Genomic DNA, 14,867 nt, shown 5'->3' with positions numbered 1-14,867 from the left:
AAATAATAAAAAAATCCCAACATCGTCTTTTTTTATGTTTTAATGGTGGAGAAGCTCACAAATACACATCAACACTCACTTTGAACTATTAATTTGATGGGGGAATGTATATGCGTCATAATTTTAGGCATCGATTTCGAAGGAAAAATAATACTCTGAACAAAACCACCTCATTTAAGGATAAAACATCATCATTTCCAGACCACATATCTCCCCAAGTAGAAAGCATACAAAAAAAATATCAAGAAGCTGAAGAGCAAATCGCTCATTTGAAAAATATTATTTTTCATCAAGAAAGATTATGTTTAGTAGGCAGGTTCGCTGCTGGAATTGCTCATGAAGTAAGAAATCCTTTAACGATTATAAAAGGTTTTATGCAATTATTACATAAAGATTTGGAGAGAATCGACAAAAAGGATTATGCGGAGATGGTTATTTCTGAAGTAAATCGTGCGAATCATATTATTGAAAATTTTTTAACCGCTGCAAAATTCAACGAATCCTCAAAGAAGAAAGTATATTTAAAACAGTTCTTTGCAGAAATTGATGCACTGATACAAAGTGAAGCTTTATTAAGAAATATTAAAATCTCTATAAATCTTGAACAAGTGGATTCGAATTGTGCTACGCAGATGGATTCTCAAGAGATAAAGCAAGTATTCCTCAATTTACTTAAAAATAGTGTTGAAGCGATTGAAGACAGTCCCAATAAGAATGAAGGGTATATTTGTATAAAGGTAATTCAAAAAAATGAATATATCAAGATTAGTATAAATGATAATGGAAAAGGAATGGATGACGCAGTTCTATTAAATTTGTACACTCCTTTCTTCACAACGAAAGAGGAGGGAACGGGATTAGGTATGGCTTTATGTAGAGAGATTATACACAATCATAACGGGAAGATAGAGGTTGAGAGTGAAGTGGGGGTAGGGACAAGGTTTGATATATATTTGAATCGTTCTGAATAGGTCGAATGTTTGAAACGTACTAGTAGAGTTAATGATACAAAGAGAACGTCGGAGTACATTGTAATATCTAGCGGAACTTTCATATTAGGCAGAAACGTTATGACGATAATAAAATAAAAAGCCCCTCCATCTATCGAATTATGTATGTCGATAAGGTGGAGAGGTTTTATTTTTCTTTTTCTATAGCAATGCTAATTTCAAGCACGGTATCAAAAGATATTGTATCGACTTTAAAACGATATAGACGATCGTAATGTTTGTACGTCTTGTTTTCGATTACCTTTTTGAGCAGGTCTTTATTTTTGGCGATACTTTGAATGTTTTTCGTTAAAAGATGCTGGAGGTCATTATGGATAGAAGTAGTCATATTTTCTAGTGTAAGATTGTCTAAATCGTATTTTTCTCGATTTATTATTTTTATTTTAATCTCTTGAATGGTTAAGAGCCGTTTATTTTCAGTGTTCAATTTTTCTTGATCTTCGAGAAGGACGTGGAGCTTTGCTTCTTGTTTTTCAATAATTTCTTTTTGTTCTGCTATTTTAATAGCTTGTTCTTCTTGAAAAACACCGTATATGTACAAAAAAATAAACCAGCTCAATACACCTCCAACAGCAGCACCAGCTAAAACTAAATACCATCTTTTTGCTGTATTGGCACTTGGTACTCTCATGCATGTTCCTGCGTTAGCCATTTAATAATAATAAGACCTGTTTGCATACCACCCGTTGCGAAAAGAATAAGGAGAATTTGTTTTACGATATCTTTCATATCTCCGCCAAAGAAGCTTCTTTCAAAGCTATAAAAAGTATCAAATGTTCCGCCAATTGCTGCAACGAGTGCCCAAATTCTTAAATTTTGGGCGAATTGATTAATGTAAGTGAGAGTTGGTTTTCCGATAAGAAATGCACCAAAGCCGCCAATTAATGAACCACCGAGTATCACTCCAAAGGCAATAAAATAACTAATAATAAGCAGAGAGAAAAAAGTGTGTTCTCTTACATCCATCGTCATTCCCCTTTCTTCTTCATATATATGGACAAAGTATAAGAAGTATGTTTTGATTTCCGCTTTCCTCATCACCTATAATAAAAGTAGTCAAATTGGTAAAGAGAGGGTACAACAGTGAAGTTTGTGCATTTACAATGTCAAACCGTTTTTAGTTTATTAAAAAGTGCTTGTAAAATTGATGAGCTTGTAGTCAGGGCGAAAGAACTTGGTTTTTCATCACTCGCTATTACTGATGAAAATGTTATGTATGGCGTTATTCCGTTTTATAAAGCATGTAAGAAACATGGTATACAGCCTATTATTGGCTTAACAGCTTCTATTTTTAGTGAAGAAGACGAAAAATCTTATCCGCTTGTTTTACTTGCTGAAAATGAAATAGGCTATCAAAATTTATTAAAGATTTCTAGTAGCATTATGACGAAGTCAAAAGAAGGGATTCCGAAAAAGTGGCTCGCCCATTATGCGAAAGGATTAATTGCTATTTCACCAGGTAAAGATGGGGAAATTGAACAGTTATTATTAGAAGACAAAGAGAGTCAGGCTGAAGAAGTAGCTCGCATGTACCAAAGTATGTTCGGCAATTTTTATATGAGTTTGCAGCATCATGCGATTCAAGATGAACTGCTCCTGCAAGAGAAATTACCTGCATTTATGAGTAGGATAAATGTTCCAGTCGTTGCAACAAACGATGTACGCTACATCAATCAAAGTGACGCACTTGTTCATGAGTGCTTATTATCTGTTGAAAGTGGAACGAAAATGACTGATCCAGATAGACCGAGGTTGAAAACGGATCAATATTATTTAAAATCATCAGATGAAATGGACGCACTATTTTCTCACTTAGAAGAAGCGATCTATAACACAGTAGAAATTGCAGAACGTTGCAGAGTGGAAATACCGTTTCATATAAATCAACTACCGAAATTTCCTGTTCCGGCTAACGAGACGAATGATATGTATTTACGCCGCGTTTGTGAAGAAGGGTTGCAGAAAAGATATGGTACGCCGAAAGAAGTACATATACAGCGTTTGAATCATGAATTAAACGTTATTTCTAGTATGGGGTTTAGTGATTATTTTCTCATCGTATGGGATTTTATGAAGTATGCGCATGAAAATCATATTTTAACAGGACCAGGACGTGGATCGGCAGCTGGCTCACTCGTTTCTTACGTATTAGAAATTACAGATATTGATCCGATTGAATATGATCTATTATTTGAAAGATTTTTAAACCCCGAACGTGTGACACTTCCAGATATAGATATCGATTTTCCCGATATAAGACGTGATGAGATGATTCGATATGTGAAAGATAAATATGGTCAGCTTCGTGTTGCTCAAATTGTAACGTTTGGGACGCTTGCAGCGAAAGCGGCAATTAGAGATATTGCTCGTGTAATGGGGCTTCCGCCGCGAGATATTGACATCTTTTCAAAACTTATCCCATCAAAGCTTGGTATAACGTTAAAAGATGCATATGAGGAATCGCAATCACTCCGTGAGTTCATACAAGGGAATCTGTTACATGAGCGTGTGTTTGAAATTGCAAAACGTGTAGAAGGCTTACCGCGTCATACGTCTATTCATGCAGCTGGCGTTATTATGAGTCAAGAGCCATTAACAGGAAGTGTTGCGATTCAAGAAGGGCATAACGATGTGTATGTTACGCAATATCCAGCGGATGCATTAGAAGAACTTGGTTTGTTAAAGATGGACTTTTTAGGATTACGTAATTTAACGTTACTTGAAAATATTATAAAGTTTATCGTGAAAAAGACGGGGACACAAATTGATTTAAGAAATTTACCACTTCAAGATGAAAAGACGTTCCAATTGTTAGGGAGAGGGGATACAACAGGTGTATTCCAGCTTGAATCAGGTGGTATGCGAAATGTACTTCGCGGGTTAAAACCGAATGAATTTGAAGATATTGTCGCTGTTAACTCGTTATATAGACCAGGACCAATGGAACAAATTCCAACCTTTATTGAATCAAAGCATGGAAAAAGAAAAATTGAATATTTACACCCGGATTTAAAACCGATTTTAGAAAGAACATACGGTGTAATTGTATACCAAGAACAAATTATGCAAATTGCGTCGAAGTTGGCGGGATTCTCGCTCGGAGAAGCAGATTTATTACGCCGTGCAGTGAGTAAAAAAAATCGTGATATTTTAGATCAGGAGCGTAAGCATTTTGTACAAGGTTGTTTGCAAAATGGTTATGATGAGACATCCGCAGAGAAAATTTACGATTTAATTGTAAGATTTGCGGATTACGGTTTTAACCGAAGTCACGCTGTAGCCTACAGTATGATTGGATATCAGCTTGCTTACTTAAAAGCGAATTATACGCTGGAATTTATGACAGCATTATTATCAAGTGCAATTGGAAATGAAGATAAGATTGTGCAGTATATACGAGAAACGAAGCGGAAAGGTTTTCACGTATTGCCGCCGTCTCTTCAGAGAAGTGGTTACAATTTCCAAATAGAAGGTAATGCGATACGTTACAGCTTACTTTCAATTCGAAACATCGGAATGGCTACAGTGACAGCTTTGTTAGAAGAACGAGAGAAAAAAATGTTTGAAGATTTATTTGAATTTTGTCTTCGCATGCCATCAAAGTTTGTAACAGAGCGAAATCTAGAGGCGTTCGTCTGGTCTGGGTGTTTTGACGATTTTGGTGTTTCGAGAACGAATTTATGGAAAAGCCTTAAAGGAGCGTTAGAGTACGCAAATCTTGCACGTGATTTAGGAGATGCTGTTCCAAAATCAAAATACGTACAAGGAGAAGAGCTCTCTTTCATTGAACAGTTAAATAAAGAGAAGGAAGCACTAGGTTTTTATTTATCAAGCTATCCGACAGCGCAGTATGTGAAGTTAGCGAAAGAATTAGAAATTCCATCTCTTGCTCAGGCAATGCGACATAAGAAAAAAGTACAACGGGCTATCGTGTATATAACAAGCGTGAGAGTGATTCGTACGAAAAAGTTGCAAAAGATGGCGTTTATTACATTTTGTGATCAAAATGATGAAATGGAAGCAGTTCTGTTCCCTGAAACGTATATACATTTCTCAGATAAGTTACAAGAAGGAGCAATTGTTTTAGTTGACGGTATGATTGAGCTAAGAAATCATAAGTTACAATGGATTGTAAACGGACTATATCCACTAGAAGAAATGGATGTGTATGAAGAAAAGAAAGACGCATCTGTTTACGTGAAATTGCCGTCTCAGTATGAGAAAAAGCTTTTAAATCAGGTTACTAAAATGTTGTTTGACTATTCAGGTTTTGCGAAAGTACTAATTTATTATGAAAAGGAACATAAAATGGTACAATTATCTCGAAGTTTATCGATTCATCCAAGTGAAGAATGTTTAGGAGCACTTCGTGAAATTGTCGGGGAAGAAAATGTGGTTGTGAAAATATAATGGACAATTTCCCTACACTTCGATTATTATAGTAGTAGTGTTCGTGGTCAGACCACTTGGAGAAATTGATATCAGCTAGAATAATTTGAGGAGAGTGGATAGTTTGTCAACACTTCGTGAAGAAGCACTTCACATGCATAAAGTGCATCAAGGAAAATTAGAAACTGTATCAAAAGTAAAAGTAGAAAATGCAAAAGATTTAAGTCTTGCATATTCTCCAGGGGTTGCAGAACCTTGTAAAGAAATTTATGACGATAAAAGTAAGGTATATGAATATACGATGAAGGGAAATATGGTAGCAGTTGTGACAGATGGCACGGCTGTACTCGGTCTTGGTAACATTGGACCTGAAGCATCTCTTCCAGTGATGGAAGGTAAAGCTGTATTATTCAAGAGCTTTGCTGGTGTAGATGCATTCCCGATTGCCTTAAATACAAACGATGTAGATAAAATTGTTGAAACTGTAAAATTAATGGAGCCAACTTTTGGCGGCGTTAACTTAGAGGATATCGCAGCACCAAACTGCTTCATTATTGAAGAACGTTTGAAAAAAGAAACAAATATTCCTATCTTCCATGATGATCAACACGGAACAGCTATCGTAACAGTAGCAGGTCTTGTGAACGCGCTAAAATTAGTTGGAAAGAAAATGTCTGACATTAAAGTTGTCGCAAATGGCGCAGGTGCAGCAGGTATTGCAATTATTAAACTTTTATATCGCTATGGTGTACGCGACATTATTATGTGTGACCGTAAAGGGGCAATCTATGATGGTCGTCCTACAGGCATGAATCCGGTGAAGGATGAAGTTGCAAAATATACAAATAAGAATCGTATCGAAGGTTCTTTAGCTGATGTTGTACAAGGTGCGGACGTATTCATTGGTGTATCTGCAGAAGGTGCATTAACAGAAGAGATGGTTCGTACAATGAATGACGATGCAATTATTTTTGCAATGGCGAATCCAGTTCCAGAAATTATGCCAGAATTGGCAAAAGCAGCGGGCGCAGCTGTTGTTGGAACGGGTCGTTCTGACTTCGCAAACCAAGTAAATAATGTACTAGCGTTCCCTGGTATTTTCCGTGGTGCACTTGACGTACATGCGACACAAATTAACGAAGAAATGAAGATGGCAGCTGTACAGGCTATTGCTGAGCTTGTAGCAGAAGATGAGTTGAATGCAGACTATATCATTCCGGCACCGTTTGACGCGCGTGTAGCGCCTCAAGTGGCAGCTTACGTTGCGAAAGCTGCAATGGAGACAGGAGTAGCTCGCCGTCAAGTAGACCCAAATGAGATTGCTGAGAAAACAAAACAATTAGCGCTGATTGGTAAAGAATAAGCGAGGAATTTCCATTGACATCATCAAATACAAAAGTATATCTCGAAATTGTAAAAAAAATCCGTTCCATTATGGAAGAAGATGGATTGGTAGCGGGGGATCGCCTGCCGTCTGAGCGTGAGTTAAGTTCACGTTTAAACGTAGGACGTTCCTCTGTAAGAGAAGCATTGCGTGCTTTAGAGCTGGTAGGATTGATTGAAACGAGACGTGGTGAAGGGACGTTTATTCGAAACTTTTACGATAACGGTCTTGTACAATTGATTGCGCCGTTCTTGCTGCAAGATGAGAAAACAATTCGTGATTTATTACAAACAAAACGATTGCTTGAGAAAGATATGATTCGAATTGTATGTAATTTACCGAAAGAAACGTTTTCTAAAGTGCTAAGAAAATTAAATCAAGTGCTTGAAGAAAATGAAAACTCAATTCCGATGCTTCATCAAACGTTCTTTAAAACACTTATTGAACAAGTCGATAATTATTTACTATATCGTATTTGGATGATCGTAAATGATTACGTATCAACTCTTTCTTGTGAAGTTTCAGGAGATTCTATCGATATGTATAGAAAGCTTTATGCTACTTTGGAAGAAAAACAAGAAAATGATGCACTAAAAATTTACGATGAATTAGTAGAGAATATACAGTTTCACTCGTAATGTATAAAATTTGTCGAAATGACCATGACACGTTATGACAAACATTCTATCGCATAGCGGTTAAAGTTAAACGTAAAGAGTGAGGTTATTAGACAGATTGAGAAGATAAGGCTAACATCAAACTTTGGTGTTAGCCCAATTTTCTTCTTACGTTAACCTTAGCTCTCAACGAAGGGGGTCAAATTGTGCTAAGAGATTTATTCGTGAAAAAGAAAAAGTACGCTGCAATACCTTCAGAACAAGTACGAAAAGATGTACCGGATGGCGTTATGACAAAATGTCCGAAATGTAAAAAAATCATGTATACGAAAGAGGTTCTAAAAAATTTAAAAGTATGTGTGAATTGTGGATATCATCATCCTATGAATGCGTGGGAACGTCTTGATAGTATATTGGACGAAGGGTCATTCCGTGAGTATGACAAAGAAATGGTTTCATTAAATCCACTCGAGTTTCCAGGATACGAAGAGAAACTAGAGAGCGATCGTAAGAAGACTGAATTGAACGAAGCGGTTGTAACTGGTGAAGGAACAATTGATGACATGCTTGTTGTTGTTGCAGTAATGGATTCTCGTTTTCGAATGGGCAGCATGGGCTCTGTTGTAGGAGAGAAAATTGCCCGTGCAGTTGAAAAAGCATACGACTTACAGGTTCCATTTATTATCTTTACTGCTTCGGGTGGTGCCCGTATGCAAGAAGGGATATTAAGTTTAATGCAAATGGCAAAAACAAGCGTAGCTTTGAAAAAGCATAGTAATGCAGGAGGGTTATTTATTTCTGTTATGACTCACCCAACGACGGGCGGGGTTTCAGCGAGTTTCGCTTCACTTGGTGATTACAATCTTGCAGAGCCAGGTGCACTTATCGGATTTGCTGGTAGACGTGTAATTGAACAAACAGTGCGTGAAAAACTACCGGAGGATTTCCAAACGGCAGAATTTTTATTAGAGCACGGTCAATTAGATGCAGTGGTGCATCGTGATGATATGAGAGAATCGCTCCGTAAGATTTTAGAAGTTCATCAAGGAGGGGAAATGGCTGTATGGCAGAGCTAGAATTTGAGAAACCAGTTGTTGAGCTAAGAAATAAGATTCGTGAACTGAAAGACTATACGAAAAACAGCCAGATGGACTTCAGTGAGGAGATTCGTATTTTGGAAGACAAGCTAGAAAAATTAGAGGAAGATATATACGGCAATATGAAAGTATGGGACCGTGTTCAAATTGCTCGTCATGCAGAACGACCGACAACGCTCGATTATATTGAGCACTTATTTACTAATTTTTTTGAATGTCATGGAGATCGTCTATTTGGCGATGATGCAGCGATTGTCGGCGGCATTGCGAAATATAAAGGAATGCCTGTAACTGTAATTGGGCATCAACGCGGGAAAGATACGAAGGAAAATATTCGCCGTAATTTTGGGATGCCTCATCCAGAAGGATATCGAAAAGCACTGCGTCTAATGAAACAGGCGGAAAAGTTTAATCGTCCTATTATTTGTTTTATTGATACGAAAGGAGCTTATCCTGGTAAAGCTGCTGAAGAACGTGGTCAAAGTGAGGCGATTGCCCGTAATTTATTTGAAATGGCGGGTTTAACTGTACCTGTTATTTGTATTGTTATCGGTGAAGGTGGTAGTGGTGGTGCGTTAGGTCTTGGAGTAGGAGATTACATTCATATGCTGGAAAATTCCACGTATTCTGTTATTACACCAGAGGGTGCGGCGGCAATTCTTTGGAAAGACGCTGGTAAAGCAAAAGAAGCTGCAGAAGCGATGAAAATTACAGCATTAGATTTGAAAGAATTAGGTGTAATTGACGAAATTATTCCAGAGGCAAAGGGCGGAGCACATCGTAACATTTTAAAACAATCAGAAAATATAGATTTAATGCTTAAGAAAACTTTTGAACAATTAAGCGGAATTTCGAAAGATGAATTAATCGAAAAACGTTATGAAAAATATATGAAAATTGGGCAAGTTTCGTTTTCAAACGCTTCCATTGGGATAAAATAATAAAAGCGTGCGTTCCTCTTCGCGAATGCACGTTTTTATTATGAAAAGACACATCTTCTCCATTGTGTTTTTATATTTTTTCGTGTTATTTTATTATAAGGCAAATAATCTTTATGAGGTGAGTACAAATGAAACGTATTGGTGTATTAACAAGTGGTGGAGATTCACCTGGTATGAATGCTGCCATTCGTGCAGTTGTTCGTAAAGCGATTTTCCATGATATTGAAGTATATGGTATTTACCATGGATACGCTGGTTTAATTTCTGGTCATATTGAAAAATTAGAACTTGGTTCTGTTGGCGATATTATCCACCGTGGTGGTACAAAATTATATACAGCAAGATGTCCTGAGTTTAAAGATCCAGAAGTACGACTAAAAGGTATCGAGCAATTAAAGAAACACGGTATCGAAGGACTTGTTGTTATTGGTGGAGATGGTTCTTACCAAGGTGCTAAAAAATTAACTGAACAAGGATTCCCATGTGTTGGTGTACCAGGTACAATCGACAATGATATTCCTGGAACAGACTTCACAATTGGTTTCGATACAGCTTTAAATACTGTTATTGATGCAATTGATAAAATTCGTGACACAGCTACATCTCATGAACGTACATATGTTATCGAAGTAATGGGACGTCATGCTGGAGATATCGCATTATGGGCTGGTTTAGCTGATGGTGCCGAAACAATCTTAATTCCAGAAGAAGAGTATGACATGGAAGATGTTATTGCTCGTCTAAAGCGCGGTAGTGAACGTGGTAAAAAACACAGTATTATCATTGTGGCTGAAGGTGTTGGAAGTGCAATTGACATCGGTAAGCATATTGAAGAAGCAACAAACTTTGATACGCGTGTAACTGTATTAGGTCACGTACAACGTGGTGGATCACCAAGTGCACAAGACCGTGTATTAGCAAGTCGTCTTGGCGCGAGAGCAGTTGAATTATTAATTGCTGGTAGAGGTGGACGTTGTGTAGGTATTCAAGATAATAAACTTGTTGATCATGATATTATCGAAGCGTTAGCTCAAAAGCATACAATCGATAAAGATATGTATCAATTATCTAAAGAATTATCCATCTAATCGGCTTAATGTCTTTTATTTGGGAACGGTTTCATAATTTTCGGAGGTGCAATATGCGTAAAACTAAAATTGTATGTACTATAGGTCCTGCTAGTGAAAGTATTGAGAAATTAGAGCAATTAATCGAAGCAGGTATGAACGTTGCTCGTTTAAACTTCTCTCATGGTAGCCATGAAGAGCACGGCGCTCGTATTAAAAACATTCGTGAAGCTTCAAAGAAAACTGGTAAAACAGTTGGTATTTTACTTGATACAAAAGGTCCAGAAATCCGTACTCACGACTTCGTAGACGGACAAGCTGAGCTTGTAACAGGTGCGGAAGTAGTTCTTTCTACTGAGCAAGTATTAGGTACTGCAGAGAAGTTCTCTGTATCTTATGCTGGTCTTTATGACGATGTAGACCCAGGTTCTCGTATTCTAATCGATGACGGTCTTATCGAACTAGAAGTAATCGAAAAAGCTGATGGAAACATCCGTACAAAAGTTTTAAACAGCGGAACTGTAAAAAATAAAAAAGGTGTTAACGTACCAAACGTAAGCATTAAGCTTCCTGGTATCACTGAAAAAGACGTAAAAGATATCGTTTTCGGTATCGAGCAAAAAGTTGATTTCATTGCAGCTTCATTCGTACGTAAAGCGTCTGACGTATTAGAAATCCGTGAATTATTAGAAGGGCATGACGCTCAATACATCCAAATCGTACCAAAAATCGAAAACCAAGAGGGTATCGATAACATCGATTCAATCTTAGAAGTTTCTGACGGTTTAATGGTAGCTCGTGGTGATATGGGTGTAGAAATTCCACCAGAAGAAGTACCATTAGTACAAAAACGTCTAATCAAAAAATGTAACGTGTTAGGTAAACCAGTTATTACTGCGACACAAATGTTAGATTCTATGCAACGTAACCCACGTCCGACTCGTGCGGAAGCAAGTGACGTAGCTAACGCAATCTTCGATGGTACAGATGCAATCATGCTTTCAGGTGAAACAGCTGCTGGTCAATACCCAGTAGAAGCAGTAACAATGATGGCTAACATTGCAGTACGTGTTGAAAAATCATTACAATATGAAGATATGTTCAAAAAACGTATTAAAGAGTTCACTCCAACAATTACAGATGCAATTAGCCAATCTGTTGCGCATACAGCACTTGCTCTTGATGTAGCTGCAATCGTAGCTCCAACAGAAAGTGGACATACTGCAAAAATGATCTCTAAATACCGTCCAAAATCTCCAATCGTAGCTGTAACATCTGACGAGCAAGTAGGACGTCGTCTTGCACTTGTTTGGGGTGTACAAGCATTTATGGCTGGAAAACGTGCAGCGTCTACTGACGAAATGTTAGATACTGCAATTCAAACAGGTATGGATGCAGGTCTAATCGGACTTGGAGACACTGTAGTAATCACTGCTGGTGTACCGGTTGCTGAAACTGGTACAACAAACTTAATGAAAATCCATGTTGTTGGTGAAGAAGTTGCGAAGGGACAAGGGATCGGTCGTAAAGCTGCAAAAGGTAAAGTAGTTGTAGCGAAAACAGCTGCTGAAGCTGTAGCGAACGTAAACAAAGGTGATATCCTTGTTACAACAAGCACTGATAAAGATATGATTCCTGCAATTGAAAAAGCTGCTGCTCTAGTTGTAGAAGAAGGCGGTCTAACAAGCCACGCGGCTGTTGTAGGTGTATCAATCGGTATTCCTGTTATCGTTGGTGTAAACGGCGTAACAGCAACTTTAAAAAGTGGCCAAGAAGTAACAGTTGATGCAGCACGCGGAATTGTTTATAATGGACATGCGGAAGTGCTATAAGTAATACGGAGAGAAGGATCGGAGTCCTTCTCTTTTTTTTACACAAAATGAGGTGAAACTAGCTAGCTTGAGACGTCTGAAATTGCTTTTATAAGCTGTTTATTATGAAGTTTGATGTGAAATGCATTCGGCTTTTATGTGGTGTATATGGGCGTTGTGAGGATGTTTAAAGTGATGGTATGTGAGAGGAGTGTAGAACTATGAAGTGGTTACTATTCTTGTTTATTTTAATACCGGCGATTGAGATTACGGTCTTAATTGGATCGAGTCATGTAATAGGTTTATGGTCTACGTTCGCTATGATTGTATTTACGGGTGTTGTAGGTGTTTATTTGGCGAAAAGGCAAGGATTTAAAGTACTTGGAGAGATTCAATCTAAGTTGAATAGAGGAGAGATGCCAGGAGGGGCAGTGCTGGATGGTATTTTTATCTTTGTAGGAGGTATTCTTTTAGTACTTCCTGGATATGTAACGGATATAATGGGTTTTATCTTTGTTATCCCTATGACGAGGGCTTTGTTGAAGCCATTTGTTATGAAGTGGATGGAATGGAAGTTTAGAAAGAACTCTACTATTATTGTGCAGAAATAGTGCTTAGATTATAGCGATCTAAGTGCTATTTTTTTTTGTCTACAAAAGGGTGAAGGGATGGTGAAAGGGTTGTTGATTAAAATCTGGTGAGTGTGAAGGGGGATCGGACTGTCGATAAAAGTCTGATTGGTGAAGATTAATAATGAGTGGGGACAAAATCCTTAAGTTAAAGTTTTATTTGTTGTGTATTTTTCGATTGGATATGTGATAGGAGGAGTTATTAGCTCTTAATGAATGTATTTTAAGAGAAAATTTCTGAACTTAAGCTTGTTTTTGTGTGTGAAAAGAATTAATTAGTGTGAAAAAGTTAAATGAGAGTAGTAAAAAGCTTAGTTTAAGTCTAATTCTATGTTTTTGTATATTTATTCATTTACATAAAAAGCAATAAATGTAAGTAATAATTATAAAAATAATAGAATAAATATGTAAAAATACTTCGGAATATACATTTTCTATGCAAAAAACAAGAGGATTATCCTTTTTTTAGGGAAATCCTCTCGTTGCATGTAATGAGTGTGAAAAATAAGTACAAGGAATAATCAGTGGGAATTTCCCACTGATTACATGTAAGTTTTTTGTTGTATATGAAATAGAAACTATTATTTTGAAGGTGAGCCTTTAATATATTTCCACAAATCATGAAATACACGAGCTTTGTGCAATGTATTAAGTAGTACTAAGATGACTGGACCGATAATTAATCCTAAAAAGCCAAAAAGCTTAAAGCCGACAAATAGAGCGATCAGTGTTGCTAATGGATCAAGACCGATATTAGAGGAAAGTACTTTAGGCTCCATAATTTGTCTTTGGACAATCACGACGATGTATAAGATGAGAAGACCGATGGCGAAAGCGGTGTCACCAGTGAAAAATACGTATATAACCCAAGGAACGAAGACGGCGCCTGTTCCTAAATACGGGAGTAAATCTACAACCCCTGTAATAATCGCGATAGTAATGGCATATGGTACGCGTAATATTAAAAGTCCGATTAGTACAATAACAGTTGTCATAGATACGAGTGTAAGTTGCGCTTTAACAAAACCAAATAAAGCTTTTCTTAAATCGACAAAAATCGTTTTTCCATAGCCATGAACACGATTGGGCAAAAATTTTCTTACTTTCTGAGCAAGACGGTGCCAATCGTAACTAATGAAGAAAGTGGCTAATAAAACGAATACAAGGACAGTTAAAGTTGTTGGTAATGCACTAATGAAATTTGTTAACCCGCTTATAATAGCAGTTAAAAGTTCTTTCATTTGCGTCGTTGCTTCTGTTCCTAAGTTTTGAATGTTTTGTGTAATCGTATAGCGCTGTGGTTCCCCAAGATGATTAAATTTAGAAATTAAATCATCATAGAGAGGCATAATATGATTAAGTGCAAATTGCTGAGCGAATGCAACGATATCCGGAAACTTTACTGTAACAAGTTGTAGTAAGTATGTTGTGGCAGATATTGCTTCGGTTACAAGGTATGTAACGAGTCCGACGATAGCTCCGAATACGAGAATTAAGCTAACGAGTACTGCGAGTGCGCGAGGAAATTGTAGTTTTTGATTAAGGAAATTGACGACAGGATTAATCAAATAAGCAAATGCGAAAGCGATAATAAAAGGGTAGATAAGTCCTGACAAATATAGTAATGCATAGAACCCGGCTACCGTCGCTACAATGACAAATATGAGTCGCAATATCATATATAGTAAGTTTCGATTCAAAGATGTATACCTCCCATTCCAATTTGGATTATCCTAATTCGTTCAACTTATAACGAGTGTGCCCCACTGATTAAAGTTTCACTTTACCCCGCATTAACGGGCAGTAAATCTCCTACCCAAAGTGCGGCTGGATCAAAGGAGTTAGATGGAGATAAACTGCCCGTAAAAGCCCGATTAGTTGAACTTTATGTTATAGTGGAATGATGGATTTTTCCTGCTTTT

The 14,867-nt window shown here is 37.2% G+C and carries 12 protein-coding genes; 9 read left to right on the top strand and 3 right to left on the bottom strand.

Going from position 1 to position 14,867, the window contains the following annotated elements; all coding sequences use genetic code 11:
* Window positions 1-110: 110 nt before the first annotated feature.
* Window positions 111-971, top strand: coding sequence for a two-component system sensor histidine kinase NtrB (locus tag F8162_RS13345; RefSeq protein WP_192797617.1), 861 nt, complete (start codon window positions 111-113; stop codon window positions 969-971).
* 166 nt (window positions 972-1,137) lie between these two features.
* Here F8162_RS13345 and ytrI read toward each other — a convergent pair whose 3' ends face one another.
* Together ytrI and F8162_RS13335 are read right to left on the bottom strand one after the other, a co-directional pair.
* On the bottom strand, window positions 1,138-1,641 hold the full coding sequence (ytrI, locus tag F8162_RS13340) for a sporulation membrane protein YtrI (protein ID WP_151633301.1): 504 nt from the start codon (window positions 1,639-1,641) through the stop codon (window positions 1,138-1,140).
* Entirely contained in the window at window positions 1,638-2,051 is a 414-nt protein-coding gene (locus F8162_RS13335) for a YtrH family sporulation protein (protein ID WP_151633303.1), read from the bottom strand. Before F8162_RS13335 ends, ytrI begins: the two co-directional genes overlap by 4 nt.
* 42 nt (window positions 2,052-2,093) lie before the next feature.
* On the opposite strand from F8162_RS13335, the gene dnaE reads away from it, so the two are divergent.
* The 8 genes from dnaE (at window position 2,094) to F8162_RS13295 (ending at window position 12,927) form a co-directional block, all read left to right on the top strand.
* The gene (dnaE, locus tag F8162_RS13330) at window positions 2,094-5,420 is read left to right on the top strand and encodes a DNA polymerase III subunit alpha (protein ID WP_151633305.1); all 3,327 of its coding nucleotides are present in this window, start codon (window positions 2,094-2,096) and stop codon (window positions 5,418-5,420) included.
* A gap of 133 nt (window positions 5,421-5,553) precedes the next feature.
* Window positions 5,554-6,762, top strand: a complete 1,209-nt coding sequence (locus F8162_RS13325) for an NADP-dependent malic enzyme (protein WP_161796084.1) — start codon at window positions 5,554-5,556, stop codon at window positions 6,760-6,762.
* Between the two features lie 14 nt (window positions 6,763-6,776).
* Window positions 6,777-7,421 carry a FadR/GntR family transcriptional regulator gene (locus F8162_RS13320; protein WP_000204434.1) on the top strand — a complete coding sequence of 215 codons (645 nt, stop codon included), beginning with the start codon at window positions 6,777-6,779 and terminating at the stop codon, window positions 7,419-7,421.
* Window positions 7,422-7,606: 185 nt separating this feature from the next.
* Window positions 7,607-8,476, top strand: coding sequence for an acetyl-CoA carboxylase, carboxyltransferase subunit beta (gene accD / locus F8162_RS13315; protein WP_000942872.1), 870 nt, complete (start codon window positions 7,607-7,609; stop codon window positions 8,474-8,476).
* Window positions 8,464-9,438, top strand: coding sequence for an acetyl-CoA carboxylase carboxyl transferase subunit alpha (gene accA / locus F8162_RS13310; protein ID WP_000818786.1), 975 nt, complete (start codon window positions 8,464-8,466; stop codon window positions 9,436-9,438). Before accD ends, accA begins: the two co-directional genes overlap by 13 nt.
* A 128-nt stretch (window positions 9,439-9,566) precedes the next feature.
* Window positions 9,567-10,526, top strand: a complete 960-nt coding sequence (pfkA, locus tag F8162_RS13305) for a 6-phosphofructokinase (RefSeq protein ID WP_000821162.1) — start codon at window positions 9,567-9,569, stop codon at window positions 10,524-10,526.
* A gap of 53 nt (window positions 10,527-10,579) precedes the next feature.
* Window positions 10,580-12,337 (top strand): pyruvate kinase, encoded by a 1,758-nt coding sequence (gene pyk, locus F8162_RS13300; protein ID WP_151633307.1) that lies wholly within the window; start codon window positions 10,580-10,582, stop codon window positions 12,335-12,337.
* Window positions 12,338-12,537: 200 nt separating this feature from the next.
* Complete coding sequence (locus tag F8162_RS13295) at window positions 12,538-12,927, top strand: FxsA family protein (protein WP_140970166.1); 390 nt, start codon at window positions 12,538-12,540, stop codon at window positions 12,925-12,927.
* A gap of 599 nt (window positions 12,928-13,526) precedes the next feature.
* Here the strand turns inward: F8162_RS13295 and ytvI are convergent.
* On the bottom strand, window positions 13,527-14,645 hold the full coding sequence (gene ytvI / locus F8162_RS13290; RefSeq protein WP_151633309.1) for a sporulation integral membrane protein YtvI: 1,119 nt from the start codon (window positions 14,643-14,645) through the stop codon (window positions 13,527-13,529).
* Window positions 14,646-14,867 lie beyond the last annotated feature (222 nt).

Source organism: Bacillus sp. CH140a_4T (genome assembly GCF_008923725.1).
GTDB lineage: Bacteria > Bacillota > Bacilli > Bacillales > Bacillaceae_G > Bacillus_A.
This window is presented reverse-complemented; position numbering and strand designations above follow the sequence as displayed.

Excerpts from the sequence above, each read along its gene's own strand:
- F8162_RS13295 (WP_140970166.1), top strand. The coding sequence starts at position 12,538 with ATGAAGTGGTTACTATTCTTGTTTATTTTAATACCGGCGATTGAGATT.
- F8162_RS13345 (WP_192797617.1), top strand. The coding sequence starts at position 111 with ATGCGTCATAATTTTAGGCATCGATTTCGAAGGAAAAATAATACTCTG.
- F8162_RS13325 (WP_161796084.1), top strand. The coding sequence starts at position 5,554 with ATGCATAAAGTGCATCAAGGAAAATTAGAAACTGTATCAAAAGTAAAA.
- pyk (WP_151633307.1), top strand. The coding sequence starts at position 10,580 with ATGCGTAAAACTAAAATTGTATGTACTATAGGTCCTGCTAGTGAAAGT.
- ytrI (WP_151633301.1), bottom strand. The coding sequence starts at position 1,641 with ATGAGAGTACCAAGTGCCAATACAGCAAAAAGATGGTATTTAGTTTTA.
- pfkA (WP_000821162.1), top strand. The coding sequence starts at position 9,567 with ATGAAACGTATTGGTGTATTAACAAGTGGTGGAGATTCACCTGGTATG.
- accA (WP_000818786.1), top strand. The coding sequence starts at position 8,464 with ATGGCAGAGCTAGAATTTGAGAAACCAGTTGTTGAGCTAAGAAATAAG.